A 16,531-nucleotide genomic window follows, 5' to 3' on the forward strand; every position below is an offset into this window, starting at 1 on the left:
TTGCGGAGCATTCCGGAACGGAAAGCAATCGCCAAGTGATGCGATTACTTCACTCCGCTGTCGCTGCGTTCGTAATGACAACTCTTCAACTGGATATAATATTAAATACGATATGAGAATGAAACCGATCGCCCGTCACCGTATTGCTCGGATTGTGGAAAAGTGGCTGCTCGTTGAGCCACTGTTGCTGGCTACCTGGACGAGTCACGCTTTGGTCTCTGAGCCACGCATTCAAACCATTCGCATTCAACGAGGCCGGATTGAGTACAATCCTGAGTTTATTGACGAGTTGAGCGATCGCCACCTGGAAGCCACCCTGCGCTTTGAAGCTCTACGGATTCTGCTGAAACACCCCTACAGTCGTCGCCAAGCTCATTCAGCGATTAGCTATGCTGCCAGCAATTTAACGCTCCAGGAATATTTGCAGACCGAGCTGCCGTTTCCTCGGGCCCGGGATGTATTTGGCGATCGCAGTTACGATCTACAATTCTTCGAGTTCTACTATCACAAGCTGCTTGACCAAGAGTCCCCCAGTCTGGAGGGGGCAGTCTCTGGAGCGCCGGGAGGAGGAACGGGGGAAGTTGATGCTGCACCTTGGTCCGGAGCGTCTGGTTCTGCTCAATCTGAATTATTTGAACCCGAATTGGCAGAGGAATCTGAGGCGACTTCAGAACCGAGCGATCGCTCCCCGGATCTCCTCTCGGTCTATACCGACCCAACCCTTAGCGGTGTTGAAAATACTAACCAGTGGGATCGAGATGAATTGTTGAGCGATCGCCTGGATGAGCTGGTGAGAATGGCTCAAGCGAATGACAGTTGGGGCAGCATTGGGGGCAAGTTGCGGGAACAGATTTTGGCGAATCTGCACCCCAAGCTGGACTATCGGGCGGTTTTGCGCAAGTTTCGCACGTCTATCCTCAGCCAACAGCGACGGCTAACCAGGATGAAACCGAATCGCCGTTATGGGTTCGCTTATATGGGCAGTCGTCGTGATTTTACCACCCGGTTGCTGTTTGCCATTGATGTGAGTGGTTCGATGGGGACAGAGGAGTTACGGCAGGGGTTTTCGGTAGTGAATCGCTTTTTTAATTATGGTGTGCCCGCGATCGATGTGATTCAATTTGATGCTGAGATTACAACCGATGTGATGACGTTCCGTCGTGCCCAGAGGGAAGTTCAGTTAACGGGACGAGGTGGGACGAATTTTGACCCGGTTTTGGCGTATCTGGAGGAACATCGGGATTATGATGGTTTGATTATTTACACCGATGGTTATGCTCCTTGCCCTGCACCGCCCCAGAATCGGCGGACTCGTATTATGTGGTTGTTTGTGAGCGAGGGGCATTATCGGAGTTGTTATCCCAAGCTACAGCATCTGGGGCAAGGGGCTTATCTGAAAGTTAATGCTACACAATGAGAGCCTGCTAGTGTTTGACAACACTTTTCAGCGTACTGGGTTGAGGAATCGATTCTCCTTCAACCTCCCACGCTTCCAAATACATATCAATAACCTCTTCCCCATTCTGAATTGCTTCCCCGCGAGTTTTCCCATGAGTGCAAGGCATGAAAACGCGATCAGCAAACTCTGGAATGGTCACTAAAAAAAGCTCATCCTCCTCAGACCATTGAACGAGCATACTATATTGACTCATCTTGTTTGTCCTCCTGTTGTGTTTTGATTTCAGCTAATTCCGCTAATAACTGTGTTACTTGTTTTTCTAAATAAGGGGGAACATCTCCACCATCTTTTCCCGGAATCGTTAAAGTTTTTTTGAGTAAAGGATGTTTCCATCGTTCGTGACTCCCTTTACCGCGTTTGGGCAAATAAACAAAGCCTTCACGAGCAATTTGTGCTTTTAGCTCCCTTTTCTTGGCATTAGTATTTCCCGATCGCAAATCCTAATTTTCTTCCTTATCATAAATATATCCTAATTGATGCTAAGATTACAACCGATGTGATGACCTTCCGTCGGGCCCGGCGGGAAGTCCAGTTAACGGGACGAGGCGGGACAGATTTTGGCCCAGTGCTGGCGTATCTGGAGGAACACCGGGATTATGATGGTCTAATTATTTACACGGATGGTTATGCTCCTTGTCCCGCACCGCCCCAGAATCGGCGGACTTGCATTCTGTGGTTGTTTGTCAGCGAGGCGCATTACCGGAGTTGTGATCCGAAGCTGGAGCATCTGGGGCAGGGGGCTTATCTCAAACGTTCCGCCAGATAGATGCCAGTCATTGATGGTTATGCTCCTTAGTATGGGGCAAGGTGCTTCTCTTAAATGTTCTGCTACAGAGATAAAATTTATGCGAAGTGGATTTAATTGGAATAAAGAAAATATAGGTTTGGCGATCGGAGGCGCTAGTCTTATTGTTGCTATTGTTGCTTTATTGATACCAGATATCAGATGCTCAATTCCAATTGTTAACCGATATTGTCCGAAAGAAAATTGTAAACTTTTATTCAGGCAAGGTCAAAAAATTGAATACAAATATCGTCATGGAGATGGTGCACACGTACAATTGGGGTTAGTCGAAAAATTAGATGAAAAAAGACCTGGAGTAGTAACAGGAGAAGTGTATCTTCTCGATCATCCATACCCTGGAGACACAGATATAAGCAGGGTACTTCTACCACCAGGAACTCAATATCCTCGCCGTTTTCCCAATCCTGTAAGTTTTCAAATTAGCTATGAAAATGATGAATGGAAGTTTGATAATTACTATGATGTTTCAAAGGATGGTGTTTCAGGTACAAGATTGATAGGTGGAGGTGAATGTATAAGCTCTAGAACAGCAACAGGACTGCTTGAATATCCCGATCAGCGTGACGGTTTCAGTGTATTTTTTCAGCGTATTGAAGAATAAAACTTTCGTTAGACAGCAAGAAGTTAGATCGTGTAGGGTGCGTTAGCATCAGCATAGTGATATGAAGTACAGCAGCAAGAACTATCCCGTCGTCTCGCGGATCGTCAAATTAATCCTCAATCGGTGGTCTCTTGGGAAGACATTAAAGCTCAAGCACTTTCTAGAGCGGGAATACAGCAATGAGTTTGCCAATAAGATCGCTTAAGTCTTCTCTGTCTGCGAACAGCAAAAGTTTTTGATATAATGCTAAGTAAACATTTTTCCCTTATGCCAGTTTATGAACTACCGAGACATCATTACAATTGAGCCTGAAAAACGTGGTGGTAAGCCTTGCGTCCGTGGCTTGCCTATGACAGTCTATGAAGTCCTTGAGTACCTAGCTTCCGAGATGACTGAAGCAGAAATTCAAGGGCGATTTTCCCGATCTGACGCGAGAAGATTTAAAAGCCTGCATTGCTTATGCTGTTGACCGCTAGCGTCGGTTTATGACTGCTCCATTATCCCGATGAAATTACTTTTTGATGAAAATCTATCGCCTAAAATATAAACATATTGTTTGGGTAATATGCCATGAAGCAAGATACTGCCAGATTTGTCCCCCGCTTAACACCACAGGAATATTTGGAATGGGAAGTCCAACAACCACTACGCTACGAATATTTTAATGGGGAAGTGTTTGCGATGGCAGGGGGAACGTTGCCCCATGCAGACATTGCCCTAAATTTGGCAACCCTGTTACGAGAACTGTTTCGGGGGCGCTGCAAGGTGCGTAACTCTGATGCCAAGGTGGGCATTACTGACGAAGGACCGTTTACCTATCCAGACCTTAGTATTAGCTGCGATGAGCGCGATCGTACCGCCCGACAATTCATCCGCTATCCCTGTGTCATTATTGAGGTGCTTTCTCCGAGTACGGAGGCTTACGACCGCGGTGGTAAGTTCGCCCTGTACCGTCGTCTCTCAACCCTACAAGAATATGTTTTAGTGAGTTCTGAAACCAAAACGGTTGAGATTTTTCGGCGGGATGCTGTTGGAGAGTGGCGATTCATTCCTTACAGTGAAGGTGATACGATTGAGTTGATGAGTTTGGGAATCACGTTATCCCTAAATGCTATTTATGAAGATGTTTTTTTAGAGTTGGAGGATGAAGGGGGTGAAAAAAGGTAGCACTGCTTATCAGCATAAATCTATTGGGGGGGTGAAGGTAGTGTGATGACACTACAGCGTTTCAGTATTCAAAGGTAAGAGTCTATATTGTAGGGGCGAATGGCATTCGCCCTTAAGCATTGTAAGACGACGACAGAATTATATTACTCCGAAGCCAACGGATTTGATATAACTATTGTCCAATAGATCAATAGAACATCAATCTCAACAGAGCGATCGCCAATTACCAGAGCAATAACTATTGTCCAATAGATCATCAATCTCAACAGAGCGATCGTGAATTAGCAGAGCAATAACTATTGTCCAATAGATCATCAATCTCAACAGAGCGATCGTGAATTAGCAGAGCAATAACTATTGTCCAATAGAACATCAATCTCAAGACAGCGATCGTCAATTACCAGAGCAATAACTATTGTCCAATAGAACATCAATCTCAAGACAGCGATCGCCAATTACCAGAGCAATAACTATTGTCCAATAGAACATCAATCTCAAGACAGCGATCGCCAATTACCAGAGCAATAACTATTGTCCAATAGATCATTAATCTCCACAGAGCGATCGTCAATTACCAGAGCAATAACTATTGTCCAATAGATCATTAATCTCCACAGAGCGATCGTCAATTACCAGAGCAATAACTATTGTCCAATAGAACATCAATCTCCACAGAGCGATCGCCAATTACCAAAGCAATAACTATTGTCCAATAGAACATCAATCTCCACAGAGCGATCGCGAATTAGCACAGCAATAACTATTGTCCAATAGAACATCAATCTCCACAGAGCGATCGCGAATTAGCACAGCAATAACTATTGTCCAATAGAACATCAATCTCAAGACAGCGATATAACTGCGGAATGGAGATGTTCTATCGCTACTGTCATGCAACAAAGCCATTAGGGAGTCTTAGGGGCGTTAACGATAGTTATGCGAAGCAAATGGCATTTGCTAACGCAAAGCTGCGCTTTATATGTTGCGCAGCAAAACGCCCGTATAGGAGTTAGAGCGGAGAAGAGGAATAAAAATAGGGTATTACAAGGAAAAATTTTTTTATCCCTAATTAAGCGGACATGATATTATGCAAATTATGAAATAATATGCTATCTGTAGAGGGCAAATGCCATTTGCCCCTACCAAATATGGTGGTTCTGCGTTAGTCCTGATAAAATAGGGGTTATTCATGGCTTTTAGTGATTATAAAACTATTGCTCAAGTTCAAGAAGAGTATAATATCAAGTATTTGGAAGCAGACTTTATTGAAATTACCGATTTAAAACCTTCCGATCTGTTTGTTAAGGAATTGAAATTCAGCGAACAGAATATGGATATATACACATCTGAATCATCAAGATGCGAAAGTATTATTTATCCAATTTTAAGAGAAGTTTATAAAGATTTTACTGATAAATATACTCTTTGGAGCCACAAGTTCATAACATACAATACTAAACTAAATGGAGCGCCTGATTACTTGTTCTCAACCAAATCAGAATTAGGTAAAACTGTTTTGGGTTTTCCAATCGTCGTTGTTGTTGAAGCAAAAAAGAATGATTTTAGCGAGGGATGGGGGCAATGTCTAGCTGAGTTGATTGCCGTGCAAAAATTAAATAAAGCCGAGGAACTTCCTGTGTATGGGATAGTAACGGATGGAGAATTATGGCAATTTGGAAAATTAGTAGGTAATGAATTCACAAAAAGCAAGTTGAGAATTACTATTACCGATTTAGATAAAATTTTCGGAACGATAAGTTTTTTATTGTCAAGCAAAAGAGAAGCAGATTTGAATTAAATTCGTTTTTTTCTTGCCTTCAACACCAAAGTTTAATAGCACTTACGTAAAGAAACCCGGTTTCTATAGTAAATCATTGTTTTTGACAATAAACATCTACGAGAAACCGGGTTTCTGGGTTCGCCAATAATATCATGTTCGGTTGAATAGTTATGATTAGGGTATAGATGGAAGAGAGATCTCAAACCTCTGAGATTGCTTCCTTCCACTGCGTTCCAGTCGCAATGACTTTATAGTTAGTGTTTATCCGAACATAATATAACTGATAACTGATAACTGATAACTGATAACTGAATAGCCCCTCTACAATCAAATATTTGAAGAGGGGAATTCCCACTCCATTGTTAAATTTGGGTGAAATTAGCTGGATTTTGATCGCGCCGATCGCGCACCGGAATGGGTATTCCTTGGCGATCGCCAGATAGTGCTGCCGTGGTTTCTAATGCTTCTCTCAGTCGTTTAGCAGCATAGATGGACATATCTCTCGGTACACTAATGCGATCGCGCAGGTAGCGCAGGGCTGGATCGGAAGCAGATGGTGGCGGACAGACTTCTCCTGTTATCATGTAAGTCAGAGCGCAACGCAAGGCTTCATCAAAAAGGTGATCGTCGGCTGGATTAACGCGAATGATATTATGACGATGCTTTATCACCCGGTGCAGAGCTTCTGTTCGAGACGTTTCCGGTTCTGGATACATCACATCTGGTAATCCGAACCAAGGACCGCAATCGACACGTTTTTGATTAATCTCAGTTTGAGATTCTTGGTTAGGATAACATCCGCCCATTTGCGGTGGTAAATCGTGGGCATGGGTATGAAAATCGCTTTGTGTCCCTCGATAGGTGGATCGGGTTTCCATAGCATCAAACCAATCAGAGAACTTTGGGTTTTCTTCCCGCAATGAATAGCCTTTGTAATAGTAGAGGCTAGCATTCATCCGCTCGACATAAGGAGTAAAAACCAAATCAACTATACCAAATTCTTCCAGAAAATAAGGTCCTGGAGTATTGGCCAGAGCAGCTTCAACTTGAGCCACGATGGAGGTAAATTGCTCTCGACTGCGTTGGTCGTCCCTTTGCGATCGCGTGGGGTAGCACAACCAAGTACACCAACCACGAAAGAGTAGGCGTTCTAGCTGGCGCAGAGGCAGCGCTTGGCGATCGCCCATTCCTACTTGGTTTAATGGGCCAAATGCCTTTTCTAATGCTAATAAGATATCATCACTTTCTGTAATTAACTGACCGTCAAGTTCTACCGCCGGAAGCATTCCCGAACGCACCTTTTGCTTATACCACTTTTCTTTGGTTCCATAACAGAACATAGTGACTTTCTCAATACGGTACGGAATCTGCTTTTCCTCTAACCACAGCCACACTTTTTGGCAATAAGGGCACCAAGCATGATGATCGCGATAAAGAGTAACTCGCACATCTGATTCTGCTTGTCCAAACAGCCGCAATCTCGCTTGGGAATTGGTTAGTCCGTTCACCGTATCTCGCTCAAATGTGGCGAGTTGTTGTAGTTCTTCCCAACTCAAAGGCAAAGATTTGGTCGATATCATAAGTTACTCCAGAAAATAATGTTCAATTTTATCACAACTTCATTTATCCGATTCGGAGTCTGACGGTTAGCAGCTTGAGAACTATAGGAAACCATGGGATTATTCACACTTTCGCCCAAAAATCAAATAAAGCCGAGGAACTTTCTGTATATGGGATAGTAATGGATGGAGAATTATGGCAATTTGGAAAATTAGTAGGTAATGAATTCACAAAAAGCAAGTTGAGAATTACTATTACCGATTTAGATAAAATTTTCGGAACGATAAGTTTTCTATTGTCAAGCAAAAGGGAAACAGATTTGAATTCAACTCGGTTTTTTTTCTTGTCCAGTTTGCTACCTTGGCAGGACTGGCCTAACGCACCCGACGAATTGACTGCTGCTCTCACGATACCAAACCCCGAGATGGTGGAGAAATCTCCGAAGTGCTAGAATTCTGTCTGGACGCATAATTGTGTCGCGGTCTCAACACTCTATATCATCGAGTATAGCTTGGCTCTAGAATTTCCGGCGTTGGTGATTTGAGGTATGATATCCTGCTCGGATAAGAGCGCGAACAAAAAACTTTCTCCTTCTACTACTCTTTCTTCTTCTTTCTTCCCTCCTGACTCCTGTACGGGCGATTCGCGAATCGCCCCTACTGACTCCTAAATAATTAAGATTAATATCATACACGCGCTTCACCAACGCCGAATTTCCTAATAATAGCAGAAACCGGAAAGTGACAAAAGAGAGATAGAAGTTATTCATGGCTTTTATATCATGTTCGGACGGGTCAGTTATAATAAAATTTAAGGACTGACAGTACCGACAGTACCAAAGAAATACTGAAATTATCAATACTATTATCCAATATTTCCTATGCATTCCTCCTTTGTTCCCTCCTGAGTCCTGACTCCTGACTCCTGACTCCTCACAACAATTATTTATAAGTATTTAACCGAACATGATATTAGTGATTATAAAACTATTGCTCAAGTTCAACAAGAGTATAACTATCAAGTATTTGGAAGAAGACTTTATTGAAATTACCGCTCTAAAACCTTCTAATTTTTTTGTTAAGGAATTAAGGCTGCACTCAGAAAAATTGTAAAATATAAGTCCTAATAAAATCAGAGGCACTATAAATGTCTAAATCTAGTCAAGTTTTAATTGATGCTTTTCTCGCTGAACGTAATACACCAAATCCTCTCGGTGACCGTAGTCCTACCTGGGGTCGTCATGTAGACGATCTTTCTCTGGTCGATCCTGGAGAAATTGCAGAAAGTGTTGTAGTTATTGAACCCTGGGAGCATGTTGGCGAACGACCGAAGGATAAGGTTGGCGTCATTGCATCACAGAACGTGGCCTATATTGTCGATCAGATCCTGGGTTTACCCACCCTTATTGTGCCCGCTTGGAAGCATGGTATTTCTGACCTAAAGCGCTTTGCTTCCCTGGCAAGCGTAGCAAAACTTATAGTATTGGAAGGTGGCGAACCAGATGTTCATGTAAAAGATACTTTTTCGCAAGCATTTCCTCGTTCAGATGCTACACAACTGATTGTTGAATTCCTCTTAAAACAGGTGCCTTTCATTGGCATTTGTCTCTCTCATCAGCTTACGGCGCAGGCTCATGTAGAATTAATCCGTGAATCTGTGGATCGTCTAGAAAAATCCAAACAGTCAGCGTTTGTTGCTGTCAGTCGTCGTATTACCGAGGTTGCAAATCGCCTAAAGGTTGAAAAGAGTTATGGTACTGTCGCCCAATCTTGGAACGATGAGTCGTTTGCCGTTGCTAAGAATGAAGCAATTAGCCATTCTAATACACGTTTATACCCCTACCGGGATATTGAGATTCCTCATGTTCCGACTGAAATCACGGAGACATATCGTGTAGTAGCAAAACGTTTTGATGCCATCATTGATGTAGCACTCCAGTACGAGAACGATCTGCACATTCAGGCATTTCATGGCAACGAAGTATCAGAAGAATCAATACGCTTCGTATGTTGGGCCTATCAGGAAATTAACCATGCAATAACTGCTTACAGCCTTGAAGCCGCCTCGACACTAGACCTACAAAGCCTAATGACTGCACCCATTGGTGTCGAAATTTTAGCTTCAACACATACTCAAACTGGCGATCCGCTATGTGAGGTTGCAGCAACCGGTATTTATTGGGATAACGGCCGGAAAGCACTAACTACCCAGTTTCACCCAGAACTTGATGAATCTTTAATGACCGCATCTGAAGGTTGGGCACCTTCCTGGGAAAATATGAAAAGTTCTGACGGAATTCGTTTGTTAGCACGTATACTTCAGTCAGTTCTCTAAAAATGAGTGATATCATGTCCGGTAGCATCGGTATTGTATAGCAAAGGTAAGGAAGAAGGAAGAAGGAAGAAGGAAGAAGGAAGAAGGAAGAGGGAAGAGGAAAGAAGAGGGAGGAAGGCTATTGAGCCAGAAAAAAATCTAAATTCCCTGTAGATATTCACCCTTGGGTTTACACAAACGATTGCCTTCGGACATGATATGACAAACCGCTTCCCTCTCACCACTTATCCTAAACACAATAATTTTCTTCAAGTTCGATGATCCGATTTTGTAGTAATGAGCGATTGCCGCTCGTTTAGGGTGAGCTAGCAGGAGAGCAATCTATCAATAAATGGATGCTCTCCGCCACCATTCCCTTGAGGAGTTAAAAGTCAAAAGTCAAAAGTAAGATTTGATTCGCATTTATCAAAATACTGTGTTACTCTGTAAGCATGGGAAAAAGTGCGCGCAGATAGGGTCATTTCAGTTAGCCTCCTCCGGAGGAACTGCGTTAACAGTACCTCTGGCTGTTTGCGCAGCATGACCTAGGAAACGATTGGGATTGAAATACTGAAGTTTATTTTTGTTCATCCCCTTGTAGAGCGACAGCTCGCGGCGCAGCCAAGGGAAGGATTGAGACCTTATTTTTTGGTAACTTTTAAAACTATAAAAACTATGTCGAAAGCAATAATATGACTAATATATCCGTTCAATATGAACCACCACTTCCAGCAAAGGAAACTTTGCCTACCATGTACGACTTACCAAGCGAAGACCCTACAGAACCTGGTTTGCCAGACGAATTTCACAACTTTCAACCTGAACTTTTGCGTCAAACTTTTCAACCACCTAACAAAGATCCCGATCTCTTGTTTTGTGGCGCCGATATGAATCTCTACTACGATGTCAAACATCCTAAATGGTACAAACGCCCAGACTGGTTTGCAGTTGTGGGAGTACCCAGGTTGTACGAACAACGGGATATGCGCTTGAGTTATGTAGTTTGGCAAGAAGGAGTTAACCCATTGGTGGTGGTCGAGTTATTATCTCCGGGTACAGAAGATGAAGATTTAGGAGAGACAATAGTAGAACAGGGAAAACCTCCTACTAAATGGGAAGTTTATGAGAGCATTCTGCGAGTACCTTATTATGTGACGTTCAGTCGCTATACTAATCAAATACAGGCGTTTCATTTAGTGGGCGATCGCTACCAAAGGACAGAGTTGAGTCAGGGACGTTTGTTGCTTCCGAGGGTAGAACTTAGTCTGGGTTTGTGGCAGGGTAGTTACAATAAGATAGATAGACTCTGGTTGCGGTGGATGACCTTGGAAGGAGATTTGATACTGACTCCAGAAGAGGAGGCCAAGCAACGAGCTACCGAGGCGGAACAAGAGGCAGCAGTAGCTAAAGAGGAGTTAGCAGCAGCTAAACAACAAAAAGATCGCTTGGCAGCAAAACTGCGAGAGTTGGGTATCGATCCTGACAAGTTGAGTTAAATAGTTTTTTTGTAGGTTGGGTGAGGCAGTACCCTACTCAACCTCAATTATATAGAATCCGGGTAATTAGTTATCGTATTACTGAGGAGTAAGGAGTAAGGAGTAACGAGTAACGAGTAACGAGTAACGAGTAACGAGTAACGAGTAACGAGTAACGAGTAACGAGTAACGAGTAATATCAAATCCAGTTGAATACTTAATTGTATTGTTGGGGGAGATGGGGAGATGGGGAGATGGGGATATTGAATAATGAACATATACTATATAACCGGATTCTATATTAGTCAATCATATCATGTCCGGATAAGAGCAATCTGGAAAAAACTTATCCTCTTGCTTAAACAGTAAATCTTTCTATTTTCCCCTCCACCGGAGGGGTTAGGGGTGGGTTCCCTACTCCCCTACTCCCCTACTCCCCTACTCCCCTACTCAAAAAAATATGGTATTATACCAATTTGAAAAAAGAACGTTACAGATAATAAGCAGTATTAAAATAATTTGTAGGAAATATCTATTGGAGGAAAAAGATAAATTACTACATAATAAATGGTATAAAACCCATTCCCATACGACTCCTGACTCCTGTCTCCTGACTCCTAAACAGTAATCTAAATATTTGTAGCAAAGATTTATCAAACTGGTATTAATTCTTATCCTCAAATCCTGCCACTTCAGATAAAGTATAAAGAGGTCTACCTTTTACTTCTTCATAAATACGTCCGATATATTCTCCTAAAATTCCAATACTTACTAATTGTACTGCTCCTAAAAAGAATATTGCCATGATAATTGTTGCCAAACCAGTTAATGGTGAATCTGGATAAAAAATTCGCCAATATAAAACTAAACAAGCCATCAATAAAGCAACACAAGCAGCAAATAATCCTACATAAGTAGATAGTCGTAAAGGTACTTTAGAAAAAGAGACTAAACCATTAATTGCTAAAGCTAAAGACTTGGCAAAAGTATATTGAATATCACCAGCAAAACGAGGTTCGCGCTCAAATTTAATTGCCGTTTGTTTAAAACCAACCCATGCTCTTAAACCTCGAATATAACGATTAGTTTCTGGCATTTTATTCAACACATCCACCACACATCTATCCATTAAACAAAAATCTCCTGTATCAATGGGAATTTCCACATCTGCTAAATGTTTTAAAATCCGATAATATAGAAAAGCAGGCAACTTTTTTAACCAACTTTCTTGATGTCTTTTTGTGCGTTGAGCATAGACAACTTGATAACCCTGTCGCCACTTTTCAATTAAGTCTGGAATTAATTCTGGTGGGTCTTGCAAATCTCCGTCTAAAACTATAATAACTTTCCCCCTAGCAAAATTTAAACCAGCAGTAACAGCAATTTGATGTCCGAAATTACGGGCAAAACTTAAATAACAAATTCGAGTATCTTGTTGATGTAATTCTCGGAGTATTTGTAGAGAGCGATCGCGACTCCCATCATTAATTAAAATTAATTCTACATCTCCATCCATTCTATTCAGAATGGCACTCATACGCCGATATAATTCTGGGATATTTTTCTCTTCATTATAAATAGGAATTACTATAGAATATTTCATACAAGAAGGAAGAGGGAAGAAGGAATAAGGAAGAAGGAAAGGGGAAGGGGGAAGAAATAATAATTTCCTCATCTGTAGGGGCGAATGGCATTCGCCCTCTTGATTTAGTGTTCGTGCGTAAGTCCTGTTCCTAAAAAAAGAAAGAGGGAAGCAACAACAATTTTCTATTCAAATAGATTTTTCCAGAAATTATACCAGCTTTTCCAAGCAACTATTGTAGTACTTTAGATGAAATATATTTACATTTTTGGAGATGTCTAATAATATTAATAGGACTTACGCATTACAAGGTATTTTCGTCATTGCGACCCACAGAGAAGCAATCTCAAACCCTAGTTTTTTTTACCTCATGGGTAAGTCCTGATTGATTGAAATATAATACCACTATATAAATTTTTGGGTTAAATATTATGATATCAAATAATTTATGGAAAATAAATCAACAATTAGCAACAGTCTGTTTATCCCATCCTTTTGTGCAAGGAATTGCTAACGGTACACTGCCTCATAAAAGTTTTGCTTATTATGTGGGACAAGATGCTTTTTTCCTCAGAGCATTTGCTCGTGCTTACAGTATTGCTGCAGCTAAGTCCCCAGACTGGAAAATATTTGAACTGTTTCATGCTCTCGCAGGTGCGGTAAAAGAGGAACTACAACTTCATCAAAACTATGCTGCAAAATGGGGAGTCAACCTAGAAACTATTACGCCAGGATTTTCTACACGGCGTTACACAGATTTTCTGCTAGCAACAGCTTGGAGTAATAATATTGGAGCGATCGCCACAGCAATGACTCCTTGTATGCGACTTTATGCTTTTTTGGGACAAAAGTTAGCTACACCACAAATTCCAGAGCATCAATATTCTGAATGGATTCGTACTTACAGCAGTCATGATTTTGAACATTTGACGCAAAAGCTGGAGAAAGTGATAGACAATTACGCAGACAATATTCAAGAAGCAGAATCAATTTACTGTTATGCCATGCTCTGCGAACGAGATTTCTTTCAGGCAGCTTGGGAAATGGCAGGTGTCAACAGAGTAGGGGACTAGGTAGGAGGAGGAGAAAATAATTTAACAGGACTTACGCACGGATACTAAATCCAGTGAGGGCGCAATTCGGCAGCTATGCGGAACGCAAATGCCATTCGCCACTACATATCAATGCAGACATAAAATGCCGGAATATGCCTAGTGCAGAATGGCGGAAATAACTGACCTGTTACAAAATCCGAAAACAATTACAAATCAATACTTCTGACTTCTGACTTCTGACTTCTGACTTCTGACTTCCGCGTAGCGGCACTAGTGCAGGATGGCGGAAATAACTGACCTGTTACAAAATCCTAAAACAATTACAAATCAAAAATAATTGACTGTCAGATGTGCGTCTTACATTTTGAAGGCGATGTGTGCGGAACTATTTCCGCACAGTAGGCGCGCCGTAGGAAACCTCGCCAATTAGCACTCGCTTTTAAATCCATGACTTTTAACTTCCGGGTAGTGGCACTAGGTAATATCATGTCCGGATAATTAGTTATAAAAAAAACTTTCTCCTTCAACTCCAGTTCTTACTCTTCCTTCTTCCTTCTTCTTTCTTCCCTCCTGACTCCTGACTCCTGACTCCTGACTCCTCCGTAGTTATTTATTTATAACTGTTCAACCGGACATGATATAATTCCCACTCTCATCCTTCCTTTCTCCCGACTCCTTATATAGAACCCCCGATCGTATCTTTATAAATATCAAGTTTTTTTAGCTAGGAGTCAGGAGACAGGAGACAGCTATACTGGAGACAGGAGGGAAGAGGAGAAGATGTGGGGAGAGATAATACAAAAAATTCAACACTCCTTCATATGGTTTTTCCTCAAAATTGATGCGCGAAAAAACTTGACTACCATAATTATATAGCTATCAAATGAGTTCTATAGAATCCCGTTATACAGTATATGTTGATAATTCCATCCACACTTCTATCTCCCCGCCTCCCCATCTCCCAAGAATTCTAATAAGTATTCAACCGGATTTGACATAATTCCTGACTCCTGACTCCTGACTCCTGACTCCTTCTTCTAACGTCCCAACTTATTCGGAATACCTTCACAACCACCAGGTATCTTTCTTCTACTTTTTTCACCAGACCAAGCACAACAATAATAACGTTGTTCGTCAGACAACCGCTTAACTCCATTAAAGTCAACATTTTCTACCACTGCACCAGTACAAACACCTGTTTGATAGTTAGGTACATGAGTACGACTGCGAGGAGTAGCAGTTTCCGCACTACCATAGAAAAATCTTGCTCCCCTCAAGTCAGCACCCACCAGACTTGCTTCATACAAAATAGTACGGGAAAAGTTGGCTTTGACCAAGTCACAATAACTAAGATTAGCTCTGACAAGATTAGCGTCACTTAATTCTGTCCACCGCAAATCTGTTTTTGTCAGGTCAGCACCAGCTAACATTACTCCTAAGTCAATCACGCGAATACCATATTCCCTATCTTCCGCATAACCTCCATTACCATCTAAAATAGGCCGACCAAGTTGGCGATCGCGCTTAATCGGTGTTATTAATCTAGACTGAGATAAAAATCTGAGAATTTTCGCTTTACCTTCTCCATCTACACTTTTAATAATAGCTGCTGTACGTCCTTCAGCGATCGCTCTTTCCTGTGGCCAATCTTCCAAGAAACCTTTTTCATCCATTGCCAGATCGGAAACTCCTTGAAAGTAAGCATCAATGGTTTGTTGTTGAGTGATGCGGTTTTGCTGAATGGTCAAATCTTTGGAAATAACGTATTGTCGCCAAGCTACATATACAGCAATAATTGCAATTAAGATTTGACCCAAAGCTCCGATGAGTTCGCCCACCGCTCCAATGGCATCCCAGTTAATCTGAATATTACGAGTACCTGGTTCTTGGTTTGCCCCACTTAACATTAGTAAGCCAACAATAGCGGCCAATATGCCAAAGCAAGCAATAATCAGGTTACGCCAAACTGGAGGAATGAGGGTTTTCCAGACTTTACCCCAACTAGGCCAAATCATTCTGATTGAAGCTGCCATTGCCACAACCGCACTGGTATAACCAAGCAGCACATTATCCATCGCTAACCCCAGAATCATTACTGCAATTGCTGTGAGGGAGACAATGGACGTAATTCGATTCTTTGGCCCTTCATCTACTTGATTGTTTGCCAAACCATTGAGCTGTGTAGCAGAAGCGGGTAGCATTTGTTCTATTTCATTTTCTACCAAGTTTAATTGTTCTATTGGTGTTTTTACAGGAGCGATTGCTGCTTTTGTACCATTAGAATTTTCTGAGGTAGGACTGGTGTTTGGAGAATTAGTTGGAGAAGAGTTTGAATCATTATTCATAGAATTTTTAATTTTTATTTTTTTGACAGACAATTAATTAGTTAAGTTTTTGTAATATCTATAAAAAGCTAGAAAGATTAGGAAAGGGAAGTTATACCAATAATTTTACGGGTAAGTTTAGCTAGAGGTTAGGCTTTATATCAATTATATTGGGACTAAACCTATCAAGACAAAGGTTAACTGCTGCCTATAAGTCAAAAGTCAAAAGTCAAAAGCAAAAATATTGATTAATCTCGGACTCAGGCCAGAGAAAAAATTTATACTGTTGTGTTAATTGATTAATATAGGGATTTTGATTAATTAATATCAGGACTTCGACTTTGGGTTGGATTTGATAAGTTAGCTTGACTATTCATGGCTCAGAGGCCGTGTATTTTCTATTAGGATAG

16 protein-coding genes and 1 pseudogene are annotated in these 16,531 nt (G+C 41.5%); 11 read left to right on the forward strand and 6 right to left on the reverse strand.

Features of this window, described 5'->3' with window-relative positions:
* Positions 1-118: 118 nt before the first annotated feature.
* On the forward strand, positions 119-1,417 hold the full coding sequence (locus F6K23_RS02765; RefSeq protein WP_293150301.1) for a VWA-like domain-containing protein: 1,299 nt from the start codon (positions 119-121) through the stop codon (positions 1,415-1,417).
* A gap of 7 nt (positions 1,418-1,424) precedes the next feature.
* On the opposite strand, the gene F6K23_RS02770 is transcribed toward F6K23_RS02765, so the two are convergent.
* Positions 1,425-1,652, reverse strand: coding sequence for a type II toxin-antitoxin system HicB family antitoxin (locus tag F6K23_RS02770; RefSeq protein ID WP_293150303.1), 228 nt, complete (start codon positions 1,650-1,652; stop codon positions 1,425-1,427).
* Complete coding sequence (locus tag F6K23_RS02775) at positions 1,639-1,896, reverse strand: type II toxin-antitoxin system HicA family toxin (protein ID WP_293150305.1); 258 nt, start codon at positions 1,894-1,896, stop codon at positions 1,639-1,641. Before F6K23_RS02775 ends, F6K23_RS02770 begins: the two co-directional genes overlap by 14 nt.
* 35 nt (positions 1,897-1,931) lie before the next feature.
* Here F6K23_RS02775 and F6K23_RS41405 point away from each other — a divergent pair, with 35 nt between their 5' ends.
* The 4 genes and pseudogenes from F6K23_RS41405 to F6K23_RS02790 all read left to right on the forward strand — a co-directional run bounded on the left by F6K23_RS41405 (position 1,932) and on the right by F6K23_RS02790 (position 4,032).
* Positions 1,932-2,225 carry a VWA-like domain-containing protein gene (locus F6K23_RS41405; RefSeq protein WP_367267608.1) on the forward strand — a complete coding sequence of 98 codons (294 nt, stop codon included), beginning with the start codon at positions 1,932-1,934 and terminating at the stop codon, positions 2,223-2,225.
* Positions 2,226-2,304: 79 nt separating this feature from the next.
* Positions 2,305-2,865: a hypothetical protein gene (locus F6K23_RS02780; RefSeq protein WP_293150307.1), complete on the forward strand. Its 561-nt coding sequence runs from the start codon at positions 2,305-2,307 to the stop codon at positions 2,863-2,865.
* A 277-nt stretch (positions 2,866-3,142) separates the two neighbouring features.
* A pseudogene (locus F6K23_RS02785) lies at positions 3,143-3,341 on the forward strand (DUF433 domain-containing protein).
* A gap of 94 nt (positions 3,342-3,435) precedes the next feature.
* Positions 3,436-4,032 carry a Uma2 family endonuclease gene (locus tag F6K23_RS02790; RefSeq protein ID WP_293150309.1) on the forward strand — a complete coding sequence of 199 codons (597 nt, stop codon included), beginning with the start codon at positions 3,436-3,438 and terminating at the stop codon, positions 4,030-4,032.
* Positions 4,033-4,752: 720 nt separating this feature from the next.
* Here F6K23_RS02790 and F6K23_RS02795 read toward each other — a convergent pair.
* Positions 4,753-4,938, reverse strand: a complete 186-nt coding sequence (locus F6K23_RS02795; protein WP_293150311.1) for a hypothetical protein — start codon at positions 4,936-4,938, stop codon at positions 4,753-4,755.
* A gap of 283 nt (positions 4,939-5,221) precedes the next feature.
* On the opposite strand from F6K23_RS02795, the gene F6K23_RS02800 reads away from it, so the two are divergent.
* Positions 5,222-5,830: a hypothetical protein gene (locus F6K23_RS02800; RefSeq protein WP_293150313.1), complete on the forward strand. Its 609-nt coding sequence runs from the start codon at positions 5,222-5,224 to the stop codon at positions 5,828-5,830.
* 344 nt (positions 5,831-6,174) lie between these two features.
* Here the strand turns inward: F6K23_RS02800 and F6K23_RS02805 are convergent, their stop codons facing one another.
* Complete coding sequence (locus F6K23_RS02805; RefSeq protein ID WP_293150315.1) at positions 6,175-7,392, reverse strand: glutathione S-transferase family protein; 1,218 nt, start codon at positions 7,390-7,392, stop codon at positions 6,175-6,177.
* Positions 7,393-7,553: 161 nt separating this feature from the next.
* On the opposite strand from F6K23_RS02805, the gene F6K23_RS02810 reads away from it, so the two are divergent.
* The 4 genes from F6K23_RS02810 to F6K23_RS02825 all read left to right on the forward strand — a co-directional run bounded on the left by F6K23_RS02810 (position 7,554) and on the right by F6K23_RS02825 (position 11,181).
* Positions 7,554-7,823 carry a hypothetical protein gene (locus F6K23_RS02810; RefSeq protein WP_293150317.1) on the forward strand — a complete coding sequence of 90 codons (270 nt, stop codon included), beginning with the start codon at positions 7,554-7,556 and terminating at the stop codon, positions 7,821-7,823.
* A gap of 695 nt (positions 7,824-8,518) precedes the next feature.
* Complete coding sequence (locus F6K23_RS02815) at positions 8,519-9,706, forward strand: hypothetical protein (protein WP_293150319.1); 1,188 nt, start codon at positions 8,519-8,521, stop codon at positions 9,704-9,706.
* Positions 9,707-9,712: 6 nt separating this feature from the next.
* Positions 9,713-9,859 carry a hypothetical protein gene (locus tag F6K23_RS02820; protein WP_293150321.1) on the forward strand — a complete coding sequence of 49 codons (147 nt, stop codon included), beginning with the start codon at positions 9,713-9,715 and terminating at the stop codon, positions 9,857-9,859.
* 518 nt (positions 9,860-10,377) lie between these two features.
* A complete protein-coding gene (locus tag F6K23_RS02825) occupies positions 10,378-11,181 on the forward strand; it encodes a Uma2 family endonuclease (protein ID WP_293150323.1) in 804 nt (267 codons plus the stop codon).
* 643 nt (positions 11,182-11,824) lie between these two features.
* Here the strand turns inward: F6K23_RS02825 and F6K23_RS02830 are convergent.
* A complete protein-coding gene (locus tag F6K23_RS02830; RefSeq protein WP_293150325.1) occupies positions 11,825-12,763 on the reverse strand; it encodes a glycosyltransferase family 2 protein in 939 nt (312 codons plus the stop codon).
* Between the two features lie 410 nt (positions 12,764-13,173).
* Between F6K23_RS02830 and F6K23_RS02835 the strand changes: the two genes are divergently transcribed.
* Entirely contained in the window at positions 13,174-13,815 is a 642-nt protein-coding gene (locus F6K23_RS02835) for a TenA family protein (RefSeq protein WP_367267599.1), read from the forward strand.
* A 1,019-nt stretch (positions 13,816-14,834) separates the two neighbouring features.
* Here the strand turns inward: F6K23_RS02835 and F6K23_RS02840 are convergent.
* Entirely contained in the window at positions 14,835-16,142 is a 1,308-nt protein-coding gene (locus tag F6K23_RS02840; RefSeq protein ID WP_293150327.1) for a pentapeptide repeat-containing protein, read from the reverse strand.
* Between the last annotated feature and the right edge of the window lie 389 nt (positions 16,143-16,531).

This window comes from Okeania sp. SIO2C9 (genome assembly GCF_010672455.1).
In the GTDB taxonomy this organism is placed as follows: Bacteria; Cyanobacteriota; Cyanobacteriia; order Cyanobacteriales; family Microcoleaceae; genus Okeania.

Excerpts from the sequence above, each read along its gene's own strand:
- F6K23_RS02780 (WP_293150307.1), top strand. The coding sequence starts at position 2,305 with ATGCGAAGTGGATTTAATTGGAATAAAGAAAATATAGGTTTGGCGATC.
- F6K23_RS02790 (WP_293150309.1), top strand. The coding sequence starts at position 3,436 with ATGAAGCAAGATACTGCCAGATTTGTCCCCCGCTTAACACCACAGGAA.
- F6K23_RS02840 (WP_293150327.1), bottom strand. The coding sequence starts at position 16,142 with ATGAATAATGATTCAAACTCTTCTCCAACTAATTCTCCAAACACCAGT.
- F6K23_RS02825 (WP_293150323.1), top strand. The coding sequence starts at position 10,378 with ATGACTAATATATCCGTTCAATATGAACCACCACTTCCAGCAAAGGAA.
- F6K23_RS02815 (WP_293150319.1), top strand. The coding sequence starts at position 8,519 with ATGTCTAAATCTAGTCAAGTTTTAATTGATGCTTTTCTCGCTGAACGT.
- F6K23_RS02830 (WP_293150325.1), bottom strand. The coding sequence starts at position 12,763 with ATGAAATATTCTATAGTAATTCCTATTTATAATGAAGAGAAAAATATC.
- F6K23_RS02810 (WP_293150317.1), top strand. The coding sequence starts at position 7,554 with ATGGATGGAGAATTATGGCAATTTGGAAAATTAGTAGGTAATGAATTC.
- F6K23_RS02835 (WP_367267599.1), top strand. The coding sequence starts at position 13,174 with ATGATATCAAATAATTTATGGAAAATAAATCAACAATTAGCAACAGTC.
- F6K23_RS02765 (WP_293150301.1), top strand. The coding sequence starts at position 119 with ATGAAACCGATCGCCCGTCACCGTATTGCTCGGATTGTGGAAAAGTGG.
- F6K23_RS02800 (WP_293150313.1), top strand. The coding sequence starts at position 5,222 with ATGGCTTTTAGTGATTATAAAACTATTGCTCAAGTTCAAGAAGAGTAT.
- F6K23_RS02795 (WP_293150311.1), bottom strand. The coding sequence starts at position 4,938 with ATGGCTTTGTTGCATGACAGTAGCGATAGAACATCTCCATTCCGCAGT.
- F6K23_RS02805 (WP_293150315.1), bottom strand. The coding sequence starts at position 7,392 with ATGATATCGACCAAATCTTTGCCTTTGAGTTGGGAAGAACTACAACAA.
- F6K23_RS02770 (WP_293150303.1), bottom strand. The coding sequence starts at position 1,652 with ATGAGTCAATATAGTATGCTCGTTCAATGGTCTGAGGAGGATGAGCTT.